Genomic DNA, 18,999 nt, shown 5'->3' on the forward strand with positions numbered 1-18,999 from the left:
TCGATGAAGGCACACAGTTCGATGCTCCAAGTTAGAGAGCGCGCTGCGCGATTGCCGAGCGCGGACGAACTGTCCGAGGATCTTGCAGCAGAAAGCGGCCACGAGCTCTTCGAATGACGAGGCGACTGCGGGCGCTCAACCGAGTTCTGATCGCGTTCGAGACGTACGCCGTGGGCGTCCTCGTGATCGCGGTGTGCGACGTGGTCCTCCTCCAGGTTCTCATGCGCTACCTCTTCGCCTACCCGAATCCCTGGAGCGAGGAGGTGTCGCGCTTCTGCTTCATCTGGATGTCGCTGCTCGGGGCTTCGCTGGCGGTGGCGCATCGGGCGCATTTCCGGTTCGATCAGGTCACCGCGCGGTTGGCCCCGCGCATGAAACGGGCCGTGGAGACGTTCGCCGGGGCGGTCGTGCTGCTGTTCGGGCTCCTTCTCATTGCCACGGGCATCGCTCTCATGGACCTGACGATGGGAGAGCGTTCCGCCGCGCTGAACCTGCCGGTCGCGCTCGTCTACGCCGCGGCGCCGGTGTCCGGCCTGCTGATGGTGATCCACATGTTGGCGGGGACGGCGGCCGGCGATTCGGACCCGGCGCGGGAGCCGGAGTCGGCGGGGCACTCGGTCGGGGAGACCGGCTGATGGGCGGGCTCCTCCTCGGCGTCTTCGGCCTCCTGGTGCTCGCCGCCGTGCCCATCGGCTTCGCGCTCGCGATCGCGGCCGTCGTCGCCATCCTGGTGGCGGACCTCCCGCTCGTCATCATCCCGCAGCAGATCATCGCCGGGATGGATTCGTTCCCCATGCTCGCCGTGCCCCTCTTCATTCTGGCCGGCTTCGTCATGGACGTCGGAGGGATCAGTCGCCGCCTGGTGACGCTGGCGCGGTCGCTCGTGGGACACCTCCCCGGAGGGCTTGGGCAGGTGGTCATCGTGACCGAGATCTTCTTCTCGGGCGTGTCGGGCTCCACGTCCGCGGACGCGGCCGCCGTGGGCGGCATCATGGTGCCTCAACTGACCGCGCACGGGTACGGCCGGGCGCGCGCCACCGCGATCGTCTCGGCGGCGTGCGGGATGGGGATTCTCATTCCGCCGGCCATCGTGATGGTCGTCTACGGCGTCATCGGCAACATCTCCATCGGCGCCCTGTTCATCGCCTCGATCGTGCCCGCGCTCCTCATCGCCGCGGGGCTGATGACGCAGATCGGATGGCAGGCGCGCAGGGAAGGGTGGCCGGCCGCCGAGCGCGCCTCCCTCGCGGACCTCCGCCGCGCAGCGATCGATGCCCTGCTCCCGCTATTCATGATCGTGGTCATCCTGGGCGGCATCCGCTTCGGCCTCTTCACGCCCACCGAGGCGGCCGCCGTAGCCGTGGCTTACGCGCTGCTCCTGGCCGGGTTCGTGTACCGATCCCTCACCCTCGCGGAGCTGTGGAAGAAGGTCGTCCGGACCGCCATGGTATCGGGGATGGTGCTGTTCGTGGTGGGGGCCGCGCGCCTCCTGGGCTGGGTCCTCGCCGTCATGCAGGTGCCGCAGACGCTGGCGTCATCGGTGGTGGGAATCGGAGGTGGCCAGGTCGGATTCATGGCCCTCACGATTCTCATCTTCCTTCTGCTCGGCGCCATCCTCGAGGGCGTGCCTGCGGTCGTCCTGCTGACGCCGATCCTCTTGCCTCTCGCGACGCAACTCGGGATCGACCCCATCCACTACGGCGCGGTGATCGTGGCGACCCAGGGGATCTCCGTGTTCCTGCCGCCGGTAGGCGTAAGCCTGCTCGTGGCCTGCTCCGTGGGAGGGGTCCAGCCGGCGGAGGTCGCCCGCCCGCTCTGGCCCTACCTGGCGCTGATGCTGGCGCTCACGGTGGCCATCGCGTTCCTGCCCGGCGTGGTGCTGTTCCTGCCGGAACTGCTCGGGTACTGAGGGCGGAGCGCTCGTCGGAGGACGTTGGGGCGGCACGCGAGGGCAGGGTCTCCGGTGCGGTGAGCTACGGGAGCGGTGGGCAGGTAGGCCACAGGGGCCTTTCGTGGAATAGGTCCTGGTGTGTATAGTACACACCATGTCGAGCAGGGAAATCATTCGCAAACTGGTGGCAGATGGCTGGACGCTTCGGAACACCCGCGGAAGCCACCACCAATTCGTTCATTCCGACAAGCCCGGCCGAGTGACGGTGAAGCACCCCAGCAAGGACATCCCGATCGGGACGCTTCGCAACATCTTCCGGCAGGCGGGTTGGGAATGGGAGGATCGCTGATGCGCTTTCCGATCGTGGTTCACAAGGATGCAGACAGCGGGTATGGCGTCACCGTGCCCGATCTCCCTGGTTGTTTCTCGGCCGGTGACACCCTCGACGAAGTGATCGAGTCGGCACGGGAGGCGATCGCGTGCCATATCGAGGGCCTGCTGTTGGATGGCGAACCGGTCCCGGCCAAGGCCTCGCTGGAAGCGCACCAGGCGAACGACGACTACAGAGGTGGTGTGTGGGCGATTGCCGACGTGGATATGTCGAAACTTTCGAGCAAGACCAAACGAATCAATATCACACTGCCTGAGCGGGTACTGGCCATCGTGGACCAGGCCGCGGTGCGGGAAGGCCAGTCAAGGTCCGGTCTGCTGGCTCGCGCGGCGCTCAGCTATCTTCAGCATGAGTCGGACGGAGACTTGTCAGGTCTGCTCACCGACAGACCCGATGCAAGTCATGCCTACGGGGCCGGCTCGGCACGGCAGGCCCGGCGTCGGCAGGGAGACGGCGAGTAAGGCTTATGTGGCTCAGGTGATACCAGGAAAGGGTGTTCTGCGATTCCTCGGAGGGCCCACTCGAGCGCGTAGTCGAGTTCCGGTATCGCTGAGACTGATTATATTTCGATACGCCATTACCGCTCCCTCATGCATCAATCACGTATCGACATGTAGTGTTTGCCAAGAGTTTCGCTCCTCCTCCATGCCGGTGCCTCACACGCTGGGGGGCGTCAGTATTTGATGTCGGTCCGACCGACGGTCATCCCGATGTTGCCGACTCGGCGACCCATCGTGTAGAGCTCGCCACTCCCGGCGGTCATCCCGAAGAAGTCCACATCGGGCACGATCAGGCGATCGGCGTCGTCGACCGCGCCCTCGATGACGGTCGTGGCCACGATCTCCGCGATGAAGAGCTTCCGCTCGGGCGGCACCTCAAGTGAGTCGATGATGCGACACTCGCAATGGATGGGGGACTCCTCCACGATGGGCGCATCGACCACGGTCGCCGCGCCTCGTGTCAGACCTGAGAGTTCGAACTTGTCGGCTACGCTTCCAGAGTTCATGTCGACGGTGTCGAACGCCTCGACCATCGATGCAAGCGGGACGTTCAGCACGAACTCGTCGTGGAGCTCCAGGAGTTCCCTCGCTTGATGCTCGAGGCCCGCACTCACCCCAATCTGGGGCGGGTCGCCGCTCACGACGAACGTCCATAGCACCGAGATCTCGTCAGGGTCGCCGGGTCGGCCGTTCACGGTGAGCAGGATCGCCGGGACGGGCGGGAGCATCGGGCCCGGCGCCGCAAGCGAGCGGCGAGGGCCGGTGAGCGGCGCCGACGGGCTGGTCCCCGGCGTGCATCCCCAAACGGCGCCGATCCCAGCAGCCGCCGATCCGCTCTCCAGGAACCGTCTTCGTGACCAGACGGGCATTGATGTCATCTTCTTCATCGCCTCCTCGCGGATGACTTAAAGAGGTGGCCGATACCAAGCCATTCAATCATGAATGCTCTCTCGGCGCGAGGCTGAACGGCTCGCGCGCGAACACGCGGCGCACCGTCGGCTCGAAGAACTCCAGCGGCAGCGAATCGTAGTCGGGATCGAACGAGCACTGATCCCAGCGGTGGCAGAAGTCCACGGCGTCCTGATACCAGGGGTGGTCGCGGTACTTGTCGCGCGCGTTGGGGTCGCCGCCCACGTGGTGGGCGTAGTAGACGCGCTGGAACAGGCCGTGGTGCCGGACGATCCAGTGCGTGCGCTCGGTCACGAAGGGGCGTAGCAGGAGCGCGGCCAGCTCGCCGTGGCTGTGCGGGGCCAGCAGGTCGTCGATGTCGTGCAGGAGCGCCGCGACCACCATCTCCTCTTCCGCGCCGTCGCGGTGGGCGCGGGTCGCGCTCTGCAGAGAATGCTCCAGCCGGTCGACCTTGTAGCCGCCCATGGAACCGGACAGCTCGCGGAGGTGCGCCAACACCCGGTCCGCCGTGCCGGCGGCGAACTCCTCTTCGAGGTCCGCGAGCAACTCGTAGTCCTCGCGGGTGCCGTCCGCCATGCGGGTGAAGCTCACCACGGGACCGCCCGGCGTTGGGTCCGGCGTCGCCATACGGGTCATGCTGGTCACCCTCCCATGGTCGCTCTCCCCCCCTCTCACTCTCGGGGGCTCCCCGCCGCAGCGTCGGAAGAAGTCGAGGGCATTGTCAAGGTCGCTCGGGACTCGGTAGCGTCCATTCCAGGCCGGCCACAACGCCGCTCACAACGGATTGAGGGGATCGACCATGCATCACTCGATCAGCAGCGTCGCCCGGAATGCCGAGGTCCTGACCGCAGTCTGGAGCGGTGGCGAACGGACCGAACTTCCCTACCTCTGGCTGCGTGACAATTGCGGTTGCAGCGAGTGCTGCGTCGAGCAGACCACGGAGAAGCGGTTCCACATCTTCCGGGTCGCCAGGGACCTGAGACCGCTCGCGGTCAGCCTCGAAGGCGCCGGATCCGAGGACGAGGCGATCGCCATCGCCTGGCCGGACGGGCACCAAACCCGCTACCGGTCGAGCGAGATCCACGGCCTCCTGAGCCCGTCTCGTCCCGACCTGCAGTGCTGGGACGGCCGGTTCCAGCCGCGGAGGTTCGACTACGGGCCGTTCCTGGCGAGCGACGGGGCGGCGGCGGAGATGATCGAGGAGTTTCTGCGGACGGGGGTCTGCGTGCTGGTCGACGCCCCCACCGAACCGGATTCGTTGGAGCAGCTCGCGACCCGTCTGGGCCCGATCCGCGAGGTGCTGTTCGAGCGCATCCACAACGTCATGCTCGATCCGAAGGGCTACAACATCGCGCACACGGGTCTGGCGGTCGCGCCGCATAACGACTTTACCAGCTACACCTGGCCGCCGAGCGTGCAGGCGCTGCACATGCTGGTGAACGAGTGCGAAGGCGGGGAATCGACCGTCGTGGACGGCTTCGGCCTGCTCAACGAGCTACGCAGCGATCACCCCGACAAGTTCGACGTGCTGTGTAAGGTGCCGGTGCCGTCCCGCATCTTCAGCGAGGAATACGAGTGCTACGCGACCAACCCCATGGTTGCGCTGGACAGCGACGGCGAGGTCAGGATGATTCGCTTCAACACCGCGCAGATGCAGGCCGTTCCCCTGTCTGAGCCTCGGCTGGGCGACTTCTACGCGGCCTACCACGAGCTGTCCAGGCGCGTCAATGACCCGGGCGCCCAGGTGAACTTCCGGTTGGAAGGCGGGCAGATTCTGCTGTGCGCCGGGCACCGGGTGCTGCACGGTCGCACCGCGCTGCGCTCGAACGGGCACCGCCACCTGCAGGACGCCTACTTCGAGCACGACAACGTGCGCAACCACCCCAGGATGCTGCGCCGCACAGGCCGGATCTGAGGGCCCGGCCGTATTCGACCGAATGCCGCCTCCTTCAGAGACCCGGACTCGGGCCGCGCTCCGGGACCTGGCCCTCGGTGCCTCCGTGGAGGTCCTGGCGCGAAAGGTGCCTCCGCCGGAAGTCCTCGCCGGCCACCTCCCGCCCGGTGCTGCCGTCTATGTGCCGTTCCCGCCGAAGGGCCGGTGGCCGGACACGATCGCCGCCTGCGAACGGGTGCTGGCGGCGGACATGGAGCCGGTGCCGCACCTGTCGGCGCGCTCGGTGCGGAGCCCGGACGAGCTCGGCGACTGGCTGTCCGCGCTGGTGGAGACAGGGGTGGACTCCCTGATGCTGGTGGCCGGAGACCGCGCCGCGCCCGCCGGCCCGTATCCCGATACGCCGGCCTTGCTTGACTCCGGGCTACTCGCCGAGTGCGGTCTGCGGCGGCTCGGCGTCACGGCGTATCCGGAGGGGCATCCCCTCGTCGGCCCGGCCGATCTGGATGAAGCACTTCGGCGCAAAACGGCATACGCCCGGGCGACGGATTCGGAGCTCTGGGTGGTGACGCAGTTCGTGTTCTCGCCCGCCCCCGCTCTCGCCTGGCTGGCGCGGACGAGGGAGGCCGGCTGCACGCTGCCGGTTCGCATCGGGGTGCCGGGGCCCGTCGCGCTACGCACGCTGATCGGATACGCGGTCCGCTGCGGCGTCGGGGCGTCCGCACGGGCGTTGAAGCGCAAGCCAGGCGTCGCACGGCTGGCGGGTAGATGGTCGCCGACCCCCATTGCGCTGGCGCTGGCCTCGCACCTGGCCGACCGGGAGAAGGCGCCTGCCGTCGACATTCACCTGTTCACCTTCGGCGGCCTGGCGGACGCCGCCGGATGGCTGTCCCGTCTGCGCACTGCCACCCTGACAGGAGATGCTCCCGAATAGACGCCATTCATGCCGTTGTAGTAGTGCTGTTTCTGCCGTTATCCGACTGCCGAATCTGCCTCTGTCCCTTCCCGGAGGCTCTCCCAACCGCTAGCATCTTCGTGTAGCGCACGTCCGATCAAGTCCACTAAGGTGGGTGCATGACCTATCGCCCCAGAGTCGTCGACAGCGAACTGGCCGAGCGCCTGAAGGCCACCGGAGCGGTGGTGATCGAGGGCCCGCGGGCGTGCGGAAAAACCACCACGGCGCGGCAAATCGCTGCCAGCGAAGCCCGGCTGGATGTCGACGATGTGGCCCGGCGCCTGGCCAGTCTCGAACCGGCCCGCGTCCTGATCGGCGACGTGCCGAGGCTGATCGACGAATGGCAGCTGGAGCCGGCGATCTGGAATCACGTGCGGAGGGCGGTGGATGATCGCGGCCTCCCGGGTCAGTTCATACTCACTGGATCCACGGTTCCGGCCGACGACGCAACCCGCCACACCGGAGCCGGACGTCTGACCCGGCTTCGCATGCGCCCGTTCTCACTCTTCGAACTGGGTCGCTCTTCGGGCCAAGTCTCGCTGGCGGGCCTCCTGGACGGGGGCCGCGTCGCGGCGGACAGGTCGGTGATCCCGCTCGATGATCTGGCGGAACTGATCTGCGTCGGCGGCTGGCCCCTGAACCTCCAAAGCACCACCCAAACGGCGCTCCGCGCGAACAGAGATCACCTGGACGAGATCCGTCGCCTGGACATCACCAATGGGGACGGCAGGAGGAGGGATCCGGTGCGGGTGGGCATGCTCCTCCGGTCCCTGGCCCGGAACGTCGCGACGCCCGCCGCGACCGCGACCCTCGCCTCCGACACCGGCGAAGGCGTATCCGCCATCAAGGAGCACACGGCCGCGGAGTATCTGAGGGCGCTGGAACGGATCATGATCGTTGAGAACCAGCCTGCGTGGCCCACCCACCTGCGCTCCAGGTCGGTGCTGAGGAGCAAGCCGATCCGGCACCTCGCGGACCCCTCACTCGCGGTGGCCGCCGTCCGAGCGACACCTGCCCGGCTACTCCGCGACCTCGGTTTCCTCGGATTCCTGTTCGAGTCGCTGGTCGTACGGGATCTGCGGGTGTACGCCCAGGCTACGGACGCCGAGGTGTTTCACTACCGCGAGAAGGCCGGCCTCGAGGTGGACGCGATCGTTCAGTGCAACGACGGTCGCTGGGCGGCTTTCGAGGTCAAGCTCGGCGAGGGAAGTGCAGATGAAGGTGCCGACAACCTCCTCCGGCTGGCACGGAAGGTGGATCCGGACCGTATGGGCGAGCCGACGTCGCTGGGCGTGATCGTGAGCAGCGGGTATGGTTACACGCGGGAGGATGGGGTGAGCGTGATCCCGGTAGGGGCGCTGGGGCCCTGATCCATAGCGCCACCGAGCGATTTGCGAGGACGGTCTCCATGGCGATCCCGAATGACACGACGCGCCGCGACTTCCTGGCCAGTCTCGCGGGTCTGGGAGCGCTGCTGGCCACCCGGGGCCCGGCGCTCGGAAGCACGCTGTCGGCCCAGACCACGCTCCCAACGCGCCCGATACCAGGAACCGGTGAGACGCTGCCCATCGTAGGCTTTGGGTCCTCGAAGCCCGTGCTCGAGATCCCGACCGAGGGGACGGAGCCCGTGACGGCCGTGATCCGCGTGCTGCTCGAGCACGGTGGGCGGGTCGTCGATACCTCCCCGCGCACACCGGAAATCGACGAGGAGTTTGGCCAGGTCCTGGCCGCACCGGAGTTCAGCGGCCGCCTCTTCGTCGCGACGAAGATCAACACGGACGGGGAAGCGTCGGGCATCGAACAGATGCGGCAGAACCAGGAACTTGTCGTCGGAAGCCGCACCCTGGACCTGCTCCAGGTCGAGAGCATGCGCGATCTGGACGTACACTGGCCCAACGTGCTCCGGTGGAAGGACTCGGGAGAGGCGCGCTACATCGGCGTCACCACCTCCAGCATTGGCCAGCACGAGGCGTTCGAGGCGTTCATGAGGGCGGAGCCCCTCGACTTCGTGCAGATCAACTACTCGGTGATGGAGCCGAACGCGGAGGAGCGCCTCCTGCCGCTCGCCCGGGACCTCGGGTTGGCCGTCCTCATCAACCGCCCCTTCATGAACGGCAGCTACTTCGGCCGCGTCAGCGGACGCGAGCTACCCGAATGGGCATCCGAGTTCGACTGCGCAAGCTGGGCTCAGTTCTCGCTCAAGTACATCCTCGAGCATCCCGCCGTGACGTGCGCCCTCACCGAGACGACGAATCCGGAGCACATGGAGGACAACATCCAGGCCGCCTTCGGCCGCCTGCCCGACGAGGCGACGAAGCGGCGCATGCGTGAGCTGGTTCAAGACTTCTAAATGGTTCCGGAGTAAACGGTTATGGTTCTTCTCCCGCCTCATTTCGCCTTTCCGGCCAAGGCAGCCCACGGCAGAAGCCCCCGCCCCGCTCGAACCGCCCACGGTTCCCATCCGGCACCGCGCCCCCGCCTCCTCCTCTGCCTGGGCACCACCCTCGCCGCCCTCACCCTCGCAGGATGCGACGAGTCCGCCCCTCCAGAGGACCCCCGGTGGGGATCGCTGATCAGCGAGCGCACCTACGGCGTCATTTCGAAGCGAGACAGGATCACGATCGTCTTCACCCGGGATGTGGCGGGCGAGTACCTCATAGGCCGTCCCACGACCGGCGTGCTCGTCCTCGAACCGGCTGTGGAGGGCGCGGCCACCTTCGTCAGCACCCGCGAGCTGGTTTTCGCACCCGCCGCCGACCTGCCTTCGGGGCAGGAGTATCGCGCCACACTCGTCCGGGAGGGTCTCCTGGGCCTGCCCGACGACCTGGGCGACTACCCGTTCGACTTCAGCGTCATGCAGCAACGTCTGGAACTTCTTGTGGACGGGTTGGACGCGGAGTCCGGCGAGGAGGACGATCTCGTTCTGACCGGATCGATCGTGACCGCGGACTTCGCGGATTCGGAGGCCGTGGAGGGCGTTCTCAGCGCCGAGCAGGACGGGGCCGGCCTGGAGATTCGGTGGCAACACGGCCCTGAAGGGCTCAATCATCGCTTCGCCGTTCAAGGCGTGACCCGCGGCGGGCGCGACGACGAGGTCCGGCTGCGCTGGAACGGACGGGGCATCGCGATCTACGAGCGGGGCAGTCAGGACATCCCGATCCCGGCGCAGGACGTGTTCCGGATGATCACCGTGCGCGCCGAGTCGGACGACCGACAGTACGCGCTGGTTCGGTTTTCCGACCCGCTCGACCCGAGCCAGAACCTCAACGGGCTGGTGAGCCTGGGCGAGGAGAGCATCACTCTGGAGGTGCAGGGCAACACACTCCGGATCATCCCCGGCGACCGCGTCATCGGAACGGTGACGGTCGTGCTCGAGGAGGGCCTGCGCAGCGCGGACGGCAAGCGGTTCGAGGAGCGCAGCGAGACCGAGGTGACGTTTGTCGACGTGAAGCCCGGCGTGCGCTTCGCCGGGCGCGGCGTGGTGCTCCCGCGGGCGGACCGGCTGACCGTCCCCATCGAGGCGGCCAACGTGCACTCGGTGCAGGTCACGGCCTTTCGGGTGTACGAGACCAACATCGGGCAGTTCCTGCAGGCCAACGACCTGTCCGAAGGCCGCGAACTCCGGCGCACCGGACGCACCCTGTGGCGGCGCACCGTCGAGCTGCCGGAAGAACCGGGCGGGGGCTGGACGCGGTACACGCTGGATGTGAGCGACGTCGTGCGTGCCTACTCGGGAAACCTGGTCCGTCTGACCCTGTCGCTCAACCGCGGCAACTCCACCTTCGCGTGCAGTGAGGCACAGGATCGGATCCCCGTGCTCGAGGAACCGTGGCCGGCCGACCTGGAGGCCGCGGGGAGCTCGCCCAGCAGTTGGGACGCCATCGAGGCCTCCTACCAGGGCTCCGTCGATTGGAGAGACCGGAACGACCCCTGCGTCGATGCCTACTTCCGCTGGTCCTCGCGGGCGGGCGACTCGCGGAACTTCCTGGCCTCGAACATCGGCATGACGGCAAAGCGGGACGCCCGGGGCGGCACCCTGGTCGCCACCACCGACCTGCGCACCTCCGAACCGATGCGCGGCGTGGCGGTGACGTTCATGAACTACCAGAACCAGCCGCTCGAGACCGTGGTGACGGGACCCGGGGGACTGGCCCGCACCACGCTTCCCGCTGAGCCCCACCACGCGGTGGCCACGCGGGGCGGAGAGAGGGGCTACCTGAAGATGAGCCCCGGCACGGCGCTCCCGACCAGCCACTTTGACGTGGGTGGCGAAGTCGTGGACGAGGGGCTCAAGGGGGCGATCTACGGCGAGCGCGGGGTGTGGCGTCCCGGCGACGACATCCACCTCACCTTCGTGCTCGACGACGCCGACAATCCGCTGCCGGCAGGTCACCCTGCCACCCTGCGACTCCTCAATCCGTTGGGCCAGGTGGTTCACACGGTCACCAACGCCGACCCGGTCGGCGACTTCTACGCCTTCGCGCTCAGGACGGCCGCCGACGCGCCCACCGGGAACTGGAACGCGGCCGTCGAGGTCGGAGGGGCTCGCTTCTCGACCCCGCTCAAGATCGAGACCGTGATGCCCAACCGCCTGAAGGTGGAACTCGACCTGGGTGAAGGCGAGTTCCTTCAGGGCGGCGTGCGCCACGAAGCCACCCTGTCGGGGCAATGGCTGAGCGGTGCCGTGGCGCGCAACCTCAACACCGATGTGCAGGTGACGTTCCGGTCCGTCCCCACCGCCTTCACCCGGTTTTCGGACTACGTCTTCGACGACCCCGCGCGCGATTACCTCGACGAGCCGCTCACGGTCTTCGAAGGCACGCTGGACGACGAGGGCCATACCGCCTTCACCACGGAGCTGGCACCCGGCGGCCATTCCCCCGGGATGCTCTCGGCAACCTTCACCACCCGTATCTTCGAGCCGGGCGGGGCCTTCAGCACCAACCGGCGCAGCCTGCGCTTCTCCCCCTACGACCGCTACGTCGGGGTCCGGCTACCCCTCGGCGACACGCGGCGAGGCATGCTCCTCACCGACACGGTGCACACGGTCCAGGTCGCGACGATTGCTCCCGGCGGCGGGCCGGTGTCGGCCGATTCGGTCGACCTCACCCTCTACAAAATCGACTGGCGCTGGTGGTGGGACCGCTCCGCGGAATCGCTGGCCCGCTACTCCGAGTCGGAGCACAGCTCGGTGGTGGCCCGGGGGCGGGTCGTCACGACGGACGGGCGCGGAAGCTGGAACTTCAGGGTCAGCTACCCGGACTGGGGCCGGTATCTGCTGCGGGCGTGCGACACCGAAGGCGGGCACTGCACCGGCAGGACCGTGTACATCGACTGGCCCGGCTGGGCCGGCCGGCCGCAGGAGCAGTCTGGCGACGGGGCGAGTGTGCTCACGCTGCTGGCCGACACGACGAGCTACGAGGTGGGTGACGTAGCCGAGATTCAGCTGCCGGAGGCGAACACCGGCCGGGCGCTCGTCACCCTGGAAACGGGTACGAGGATCCTCGACCAGCGCTGGGTGGAGATGGGCGGCGGGCGCGCGCGCTTCGAGGTGCCGATCACCGCGGAGATGAGCCCGAACGTCTACGTGGGCGTCAGCCTGATCCAGCCGCACTCGGACCGCGCCAACGACCTGCCGATCCGCCTCTACGGGGTGATTCCGCTCGAGGTGGAGGATCCGGCGACGGTGCTGCGGCCGCAGATCGCGGTTCCCGAAGAGTGGCGTCCCGATACGACCGCCACCGTGCGGGTGTCCGAGGTGGCGGACCGGCCCATGACCTACACGCTTGCCGTTGTGGACGAAGGGCTTCTGGGCCTCACCAACTACGAGACGCCCGATCTGCACGAGCACTTCTTCAGCAAGGAAGCGCTCGGGGTCTCCACCTGGGACATCTTCGACGAAGTGGCCGGTGCCTACAGCGCGGAACTGGAGCGGTTGCTCGCCCTGGGCGGGGACGACGCGGTGGAGCTGCAGGAGCGGGAGCGCAGCCGGTTCCCGCCGGTGGTGCGGTTTCTGGGGCCGTTCACCCTGCGGCCCGGGCAGATCGGGACGCACTCGGTCGACATCCCGGAGTACATCGGGCAGGTGCGCGCGATGGTCGTCGCGGGCCACGAGGGCGCCTACGGTTCGGCCTCGCAGTCGGTCTTCGTACGGCAGCCGCTGTCGCTCCTGGCCACCGTGCCCCGCGTCGTGGGTCCGGGTGAGGAGATCGCTGTTCCGGTGTCGCTCTTCGCAATGGAGGAGGGCATCGAACGGGCCACCGTGACCCTGGACGTCGGCGAGGAGTTCCAGGTGGTGGGGAGCGCCAGCGAAACGGTCAACTTCGACGGCGCCGAGGAGCAGTTGGCGCGGCTGCGGATCCGCGCGGGCGACCGGCCCGGCGTGGGCGTCCTGCGCTTCGCCGCGGTGGCCGGAGAGCACCGCGCGCGCTCGGAGATCGCCCTGCCGATCCGCATGACGAACCCCGCCACGGCCACCCAGCTGAGGGCCCGGATCGCGCCCGGCGAGGAGTGGAGGGCCGAGGTGGATCCGCACGGGATACCGGGGACCAACTCGGCGACGCTGGAGGTCACGCCGCTCCCGCCGCTCAACCTCGAGGCGCGCCTCGGATACCTCGTGCGCTACCCGCACGGGTGCCTGGAGCAGATCGTCTCGGCGGTTTTCGCGCAGATGTACCTGCCGCTGCTGGTGAACCTCGACGCCGACGACCGGGCTCGGGTGGAGGAGAACGTGCAGGCCGGGATCGACCGCCTGCGGGGCTTCCAGGTGTCGTCCGGCGGGTTTTCGTACTGGCCGGGCACGTATTCGACCGCGAACGCCCGCAACGCATGGGTGACGAACTACGCGGGCCACTTCATGATCGAGGCCGAGCGGCTGGGCTACTACGTCGATCCGGAGGTGATCTCGAGCTGGAAAGCCCACCAGAACCGCCGCGCGCGCTCGTGGAGAAGCCGCGGTGACACGCCGGCGATGGACCAGGCATACCGGCTGTACACGCTCGCGCGGGCCGGCGACTACGAGGTCGGCGCCATGAACCGGCTGCGTCAGACGGGCGGTCTGGCGACCGCGGCCCGCTGGCACCTCGCCGCGGCTTACGGACTCGCCGGGGTGGGGCCCGGTATCCGCCTGCTTCGCGACGACGACCGGATCGCGGAGTACGCGGCGCCCGGCTGGAGCATGGGATCTCCGCTGCGTGATCGCGGCATTCAACTCGAAGCCCTGGTGACGCTGGACCGCGAGACCCAGGCGACCCGGGTCGCCGAGGAGATCTCGGCCGCCCTCTATTCGGACGATTGGCACGGGACGCATTCCGTCGCCTACGCGCTCCAGGCGATGGCACGGTTCTACGGGCTGGGCGAGCGGTCCGGGACGTTCACTTTCGAGCGCCGGGCGGGGGACGATGTGACGGAGGCGGTGTCTTCTTCCCCGGTCTATTCCGAGCATCTCGCGGGGATCGCGGAGCAAGGGGGTCGGGTGGAGGTGAGGAACACCTCGGACGCGCCGCTCTTCGTGAGTCTGGTGACCCGGGGCTCGCCCGCGGCGGGAGACGAGTCGGCGGCTTCGTCCGGACTGGCGGTCGAGGTGATCTACGCGGCCCCCGATGGCGGACCGGTCGATGTTCGCCAGCTTCTGCAGGGGACCGACCTGCAGGCCAGGGTCACGGTCCGGAACGAGTCGGGACGGGACCTGCGGGATCTGGCGCTGGAGTACCGCGCGCCGTCGGGGTGGGAGATTCACAACGCGAGGATGGATGAGGGCGAAGGGCCGGGGGACGACCGGATCGACTACCAGGACGTGCGCGACGACCGGGTCCTCACCTACTTCTCGCTCGGCGACGGAGAGCGATTCACCCTCTCCATGCGATTCAACGCCGCCTATCTGGGCGACTACTACCTGCCGACGGTCTCGGTCGAGGCCATGTACGACGCCTCGGTGTACGCGCGCATCAAGGGGATGAGAGTGCGCGTGGTCGATGGCGAGGGGAACGAGCAGTGAGGCTTCTGTGGGCGCGCCGGCCCCGGCGAGCGGCCGTGTGGGCCTGTGCGGCCGCCGGCTTCGTCGTGGCGAGCGGCTTCGCCACGCGGCTTCCCGACCCACTCTTCGACGACCCGGTGTCGTCCGTCCTGGAGGCGCGTGACGGGTCGCTGCTGGGCGCGCGGATCGCGTCGGACGGGCAGTGGCGTTTTCCCGGGCGCGACTCGGTTCCCGGGAAGTACGCGGCCGCCGTGATCGCCGCCGAGGACCAGCGCTTCCGCTGGCACCCCGGGGTCGACCCGCTCGCGCTGGCCAGGGCGGCGTGGACCAACCTGCGAGCGGGCAAGGTAGTAGGCGGCGGCAGCACGATCACGATGCAGGTGATCCGCATGTCGCGCGGCTCCCGTCCCCGCACCTACCGGGAGAAGTTCGTCGAGGCGGCGCTCGCGCTCCGGCTCGAACTCGGCACCGACAAGGACGAGGTGCTCGCACTCTACGCCGCCCACGCGCCCTTCGGCGGGAACGTGGTCGGGCTGGAGGCCGCGGCGTGGCGCTACTTCGGCAGGGGGCCCGCCGATCTGTCCTGGGCCGAGGCCGCGATGCTGGCGGTCCTGCCGAACAACCCGGGTGCGGTGCATCCGGGGCGAAGCCGTGCCGAACTGCTGGAGAAGCGGGACCGACTCTTGGGACGCTTGCAGGAAACCGGGACGATCGACGCCGAGGAGCTGGAGCTGGCCCTGCTGGAACCGCTGCCGGACGCGCCCCGGCCGTTGCCACAGGTGGCACCACATCTGCTGCAGACGCTGGCGGCGGGGGACGGAGGGGCGGGGCGGAGGTACGCGAGCACGCTGGACGCGGCGCTGCAGCGGCTGGTGGGAGATGTCGCGTCGCGGCAGTCGCGCTCGCTGGCCTCGATGGGCATCCGCCACCTGGCTGCTCTCGTGGTCGACAACCGCACCTTCGAAGTGGTCGCGTATGTGGGCAACAGCCGGTGGGCGGTGGGTGAGGGCACCGGCCACGCGATCGACCTGATCCGGCGTCCGCGCAGCACCGGGAGCATCCTGAAGCCGCTGCTCTTCGCGCGGATGCTGGACGCGGGGGAGATCCTGCCCGAGACGCTCGTGCCGGATATTCCGTCCCAGTTCGCGGGATACCGGCCCGAGAACTACGACCGGGAGTTCCGGGGAGCGGTCCCGGCCCGGACGGCACTGGCGCGTTCGCTGAACGTGCCTGCCGTGTGGATGTTGCGGCGCCACGGGGTGGACCGGTTCTACGACTTCCTGCGCGGGATGGGGATGACCACGCTGCATCGTCCGCCCGGCGACTACGGGCTGACGCTGGTGCTCGGGGGGGCCGAGGGGACGCTGTGGGACATCACGGGGATGTATGCGAATGTGGCGCGGATCGGGGGTGGGGCGGGGTCGCCGGCATCCGGACAAGCCGCCGGGGAGCTCGCGCGTGGGCGAGCCGCAGGGGGACTTGCACCCGGTCTCTACCGCCCACGAATCCTCGCGGACGCGCCGCCCGCGACCGCTGGCAGGGCCCCGCTGAGCGTGGGGGCCGCGTGGCTCACTCTGGAGGCCCTGGTCGATGTGGCCCGGCCCGGGGCGGAATCCCAATGGCGTGTGTTTGGGGACGGGCGAAGGGTGGGGTGGAAGACGGGAACCAGCTACGGTCACCGGGACGGCTGGGCTGTCGGCGTGACGGCACGGTACACGGTGGGGGTGTGGGCGGGGAATGCGAGCGGGGAGGGGCGGCCGGAGTTGACCGGGATCGGAGCCGCCGCGCCGGTGCTCTTCGACATCGTGAACCGCCTGGAGGGGGAAGAGTGGTTCCCCAGGCCGGAGGCGCACCTGAGGGAAGTGAAGGTGTGCCGGTCCGACGGGTATCGCGCCGCGGGGGGCTGCGAAACCACCGTGGGCTGGGCCCCGAGGGACAGCCACTTCGAGCGCCCGAGCCCGCACCACCGAACGGTGCATCTGGATCCGTCCAGCGGACTGCGCGTTCACGGCAGGTGCGCGTCCGTGCATGCGATGTCACACGAGACCTGGTTCGTGCTACCCCCCGGGCAGGAGTCGTTCTACCGGCGGTGGAATGCCGGATATCGTCCGCTGCCGGCTTATCGGGCGGACTGTGCAGAGACCTCGGCCGAGGCGTCGGCGCGCAGTCCGGTCGATTTCCTGTACCCGGATGACGGGACCCGCATCTATATCCCGGTCGAGCTGGGGGGACGGAAGGGGCGGGCGGTCTTCGCGGCGGCGCACCGGGACCCGGACGCCACCCTGCACTGGCACCTGGACGACCGATATGTGGGATCGACGAGCGTCTTCCACGAGCAGGCGCTGGACGTTGCCGATGGGTGGCATGTCGTGACGGTGGTGGACGAGATGGGGAACCGGGCGCGCCGGGGGTTCGAGGTGCTGGCGAGGGCGGAGGGAGCGGGCCAACCCCGGTGAGGCTGTTCGTTCACGGGGCGATGACGATCTCTCCGCCGGAAAGCACCGGTATCCGAGTTCGACTGCCTGAGCTGGGCGCAGTTCTCGCTCAAGTACATCCTCGCGCATCCCGCCGTGACGTGCGCGCTCACCGAGACGACGAATCCGGAGCACATGGAGGACAACATCGGGGCCGCCTTCGGCCGCCTCCCGGACGAGGCGACGAAGCGCCGCATGCGGGACCTGGTTCAGGATTTCTGACCACGCAGCCCTTTGGCGACCCGTCCCACATATTCCGCTACCCTATCCCATACCTCGTCGAACTCCCGCTCAGCGCCCGGAGGAAGCAGGGCAGCCAGGTTCCGCTCCCAGTCGGCCCGGAACTCGTCCTTGCGCTCCGTCATGCGATGCAGGTGGATAGCCTTCAAATCGACTTCTCTGGCATCCAGTTTCCGGGGCAGGCTGGCTTGTACCTTCCGCTCATCCACGTGCTCCAGGAGCGAGAAGATGTCGTATAGATCTCTCGACACGGCGTAGATCCGTTGGCCGAGGACCGCCCGGACCTTTTTCGGACATGACTTCTTCCAGGGAGTAGCACCTCACCCGGAACTCTCCCAGATCGTCCGCGTCGGAGAAGGGATGAAACACCGGGCGCGACACGGGGGCGAATGCCAGCACTTCGTTCCGAGTGATATCGAGGCGAAGGCCGGGCGGGGATCCACCCGAGGCATGGGGCCCCCGCCAGTAGATCGTGAACTGTAGGCTCTCGCGCCCGTACTCACCGTCGATGACTCTCAACCTCGGGTTCCGGGCCCCGAAGTTGATACCGCCGGCCCTCTGAACTTCCGCGAACGCCTCGGTTACGGCTTCCTCGAACTCCTCCCAGCCGAACCACTGCGTTGCGGTGTAGTCGAGGTCTTCCGAGAACCGGTAGTCCGGGAAGTAGCACTTGCGCAGGCAGGTCCCACCCTTGAAGACCAGTCGCGGGGCCAGGTAGGGGTGGCCGGCGATTCCCCGGAGGGCCCATCCGAGTGCGTAATCCAGCTCCATGGTCCGAGGTTCGACTCCCGCCAATCGTGCGCGCCGGCGGATCTCCGCGTCCCGAATCATGTCCGCCTCAGGAGCCCTTCCTCCGGGAGATTGACCTCGATACGCCAGCGGGTGGCGATCCGATGGGGCTCTCCTGGAGTGGACGGATCGAGTTTGCTGATTCCGGCCGTGCGGAGAGCCAGCCATTCATCGAGCATCCTCGGCTCCGGAGGATGGGTAAGCTCGAGAGTCTCGACCAGGAACCCGAAACGTTTCACGACGGCACCGGAGCCGAAGCGGCGCAGATACGTCGTCGTGCGGTCCCAGTCGAAGTCGCCGTCTCCTGCAAGCAACGCCCTGCGGACCTGGTCCAGTCCTCCGCTTAGGTCGGGCCTGTCGAGACAATCCACGATCGTCTTTTCCCGATCCGTGACCTCGACCTGTGATTCTCCGGCGCCGTATCCGTGGCTACCGAAGAACTTCCGAGGCTTCACGCGAACGATCCGGAACTGCATCCCGAGGACCCGCGGCCTGCGGTTCTCCTTTCGGGCGGTCGTCTGGACGTAGGTGACGCGGGGGACCTGCTCGGTGAGGTTCCAGTAGTTGAGTGCGGACCAGTGGCTGACCATGCTGGGACTCACCAGGTGTCCCGCAATGACGTGGGCGTCCTCGGTCCAGATGCGATCGGGGCCGGCTTCGAGTGGAACGATGAGGTACTTCCCCTTCTCAATGCGCTCCAGCCAGCCCTTGTCGGCGAGTCGTGACAAGGCGTCCCTGGTCGCCTTGCCTTGGCCGAGCACGTCGTACCCATCCTCCATGACGAAGATCTGCTTCCCACTTGCCGCCAGGGTCGTAAGAAATGACGCTTCGGCATCGCTGAGGCTGATTATATTACGATACGCCATTACCGCTCCTGCATCAGTGTATAACGTATCGAAATATAATAGCCGATGATGGATTCTCCAAGCCTTCTGTAGAGTCCGACTCGAGGCGGGGGCAGGAACGGAGCCCCCTGCCAGGCGA

Annotated in this window: 17 protein-coding genes; 12 read left to right on the top strand and 5 right to left on the bottom strand. The window is 67.9% G+C overall.

All coding sequences use genetic code 11. The features are described from left to right. The first annotated feature begins 113 nt into the window (after positions 1 to 113). The 4 genes from ACOOHF_RS07620 (at position 114) to ACOOHF_RS07635 (ending at position 2,743) form a co-directional block, all read left to right on the top strand. Entirely contained in the window at positions 114 to 635 is a 522-nt protein-coding gene (locus tag ACOOHF_RS07620; RefSeq protein ID WP_420464040.1) for a TRAP transporter small permease, read from the top strand. Next, positions 635 to 1,909, top strand: a complete 1,275-nt coding sequence (locus ACOOHF_RS07625; RefSeq protein ID WP_420464041.1) for a TRAP transporter large permease — start codon at positions 635 to 637, stop codon at positions 1,907 to 1,909. Before ACOOHF_RS07620 ends, ACOOHF_RS07625 begins: the two co-directional genes overlap by 1 nt. Before the next feature lie 136 nt (positions 1,910 to 2,045). Next, a complete protein-coding gene (locus tag ACOOHF_RS07630) occupies positions 2,046 to 2,240 on the top strand; it encodes a type II toxin-antitoxin system HicA family toxin (protein WP_419934894.1) in 195 nt (64 codons plus the stop codon). Then, the gene (locus ACOOHF_RS07635; protein ID WP_419934409.1) at positions 2,240 to 2,743 is read left to right on the top strand and encodes a type II toxin-antitoxin system HicB family antitoxin; all 504 of its coding nucleotides are present in this window, start codon (positions 2,240 to 2,242) and stop codon (positions 2,741 to 2,743) included. Before ACOOHF_RS07630 ends, ACOOHF_RS07635 begins: the two co-directional genes overlap by 1 nt. A gap of 212 nt (positions 2,744 to 2,955) precedes the next feature. Here ACOOHF_RS07635 and ACOOHF_RS07640 read toward each other — a convergent pair whose 3' ends face one another. Next, complete coding sequence (locus tag ACOOHF_RS07640) at positions 2,956 to 3,510, bottom strand: flavin reductase family protein (RefSeq protein WP_419934410.1); 555 nt, start codon at positions 3,508 to 3,510, stop codon at positions 2,956 to 2,958. Between the two features lie 34 nt (positions 3,511 to 3,544). Here ACOOHF_RS07640 and ACOOHF_RS07645 point away from each other — a divergent pair, with 34 nt between their 5' ends. Continuing rightward, the gene (locus ACOOHF_RS07645; RefSeq protein WP_419934411.1) at positions 3,545 to 3,691 is read left to right on the top strand and encodes a hypothetical protein; all 147 of its coding nucleotides are present in this window, start codon (positions 3,545 to 3,547) and stop codon (positions 3,689 to 3,691) included. A gap of 27 nt (positions 3,692 to 3,718) precedes the next feature. Here the strand turns inward: ACOOHF_RS07645 and ACOOHF_RS07650 are convergent, their stop codons facing one another. After that, positions 3,719 to 4,327 (bottom strand): HD domain-containing protein, encoded by a 609-nt coding sequence (locus tag ACOOHF_RS07650; RefSeq protein ID WP_420464042.1) that lies wholly within the window; start codon positions 4,325 to 4,327, stop codon positions 3,719 to 3,721. 163 nt (positions 4,328 to 4,490) lie between these two features. Here ACOOHF_RS07650 and ACOOHF_RS07655 point away from each other — a divergent pair, with 163 nt between their 5' ends. The 7 genes from ACOOHF_RS07655 (at position 4,491) to ACOOHF_RS07685 (ending at position 17,208) form a co-directional block, all read left to right on the top strand. Beyond that, positions 4,491 to 5,606: a TauD/TfdA family dioxygenase gene (locus ACOOHF_RS07655; RefSeq protein ID WP_420464043.1), complete on the top strand. Its 1,116-nt coding sequence runs from the start codon at positions 4,491 to 4,493 to the stop codon at positions 5,604 to 5,606. Positions 5,607 to 5,712: 106 nt separating this feature from the next. Then, entirely contained in the window at positions 5,713 to 6,516 is an 804-nt protein-coding gene (locus tag ACOOHF_RS07660; protein WP_420464044.1) for a methylenetetrahydrofolate reductase, read from the top strand. A gap of 140 nt (positions 6,517 to 6,656) precedes the next feature. Further along, positions 6,657 to 7,907: an ATP-binding protein gene (locus tag ACOOHF_RS07665; RefSeq protein WP_420464045.1), complete on the top strand. Its 1,251-nt coding sequence runs from the start codon at positions 6,657 to 6,659 to the stop codon at positions 7,905 to 7,907. Between the two features lie 38 nt (positions 7,908 to 7,945). Beyond that, a complete protein-coding gene (locus ACOOHF_RS07670; protein ID WP_420464046.1) occupies positions 7,946 to 8,887 on the top strand; it encodes an aldo/keto reductase in 942 nt (313 codons plus the stop codon). 21 nt (positions 8,888 to 8,908) lie between these two features. Beyond that, positions 8,909 to 14,533: an alpha-2-macroglobulin family protein gene (locus ACOOHF_RS07675; RefSeq protein WP_420464047.1), complete on the top strand. Its 5,625-nt coding sequence runs from the start codon at positions 8,909 to 8,911 to the stop codon at positions 14,531 to 14,533. Continuing rightward, complete coding sequence (gene pbpC, locus ACOOHF_RS07680) at positions 14,530 to 16,968, top strand: penicillin-binding protein 1C (RefSeq protein ID WP_420464048.1); 2,439 nt, start codon at positions 14,530 to 14,532, stop codon at positions 16,966 to 16,968. Before ACOOHF_RS07675 ends, pbpC begins: the two co-directional genes overlap by 4 nt. A gap of 66 nt (positions 16,969 to 17,034) precedes the next feature. Further along, entirely contained in the window at positions 17,035 to 17,208 is a 174-nt protein-coding gene (locus ACOOHF_RS07685; RefSeq protein ID WP_420464347.1) for an aldo/keto reductase, read from the top strand. Here the strand turns inward: ACOOHF_RS07685 and ACOOHF_RS07690 are convergent. Genes ACOOHF_RS07690 through ACOOHF_RS07700 form a run of 3 tightly spaced genes read right to left on the bottom strand, consistent with a single transcriptional unit; the run spans position 17,196 to position 18,881 of the window. Continuing rightward, the gene (locus ACOOHF_RS07690; RefSeq protein WP_420464049.1) at positions 17,196 to 17,477 is read right to left on the bottom strand and encodes a hypothetical protein; all 282 of its coding nucleotides are present in this window, start codon (positions 17,475 to 17,477) and stop codon (positions 17,196 to 17,198) included. The two genes, ACOOHF_RS07685 and ACOOHF_RS07690, sit on opposite strands and share 13 nt — an antisense overlap. Continuing rightward, entirely contained in the window at positions 17,428 to 18,057 is a 630-nt protein-coding gene (locus ACOOHF_RS07695; protein ID WP_420464050.1) for a nucleotidyl transferase AbiEii/AbiGii toxin family protein, read from the bottom strand. The genes ACOOHF_RS07690 and ACOOHF_RS07695 overlap by 50 nt, the downstream gene beginning before the upstream one ends. Beyond that, positions 18,054 to 18,881: a type IV toxin-antitoxin system AbiEi family antitoxin domain-containing protein gene (locus ACOOHF_RS07700; protein WP_420464051.1), complete on the bottom strand. Its 828-nt coding sequence runs from the start codon at positions 18,879 to 18,881 to the stop codon at positions 18,054 to 18,056. Before ACOOHF_RS07700 ends, ACOOHF_RS07695 begins: the two co-directional genes overlap by 4 nt. Between the last annotated feature and the right edge of the window lie 118 nt (positions 18,882 to 18,999).

The organism is Candidatus Palauibacter sp., from assembly GCF_965216145.1.
Taxonomy (GTDB): Bacteria; Gemmatimonadota; Gemmatimonadetes; order Palauibacterales; family Palauibacteraceae; genus Palauibacter.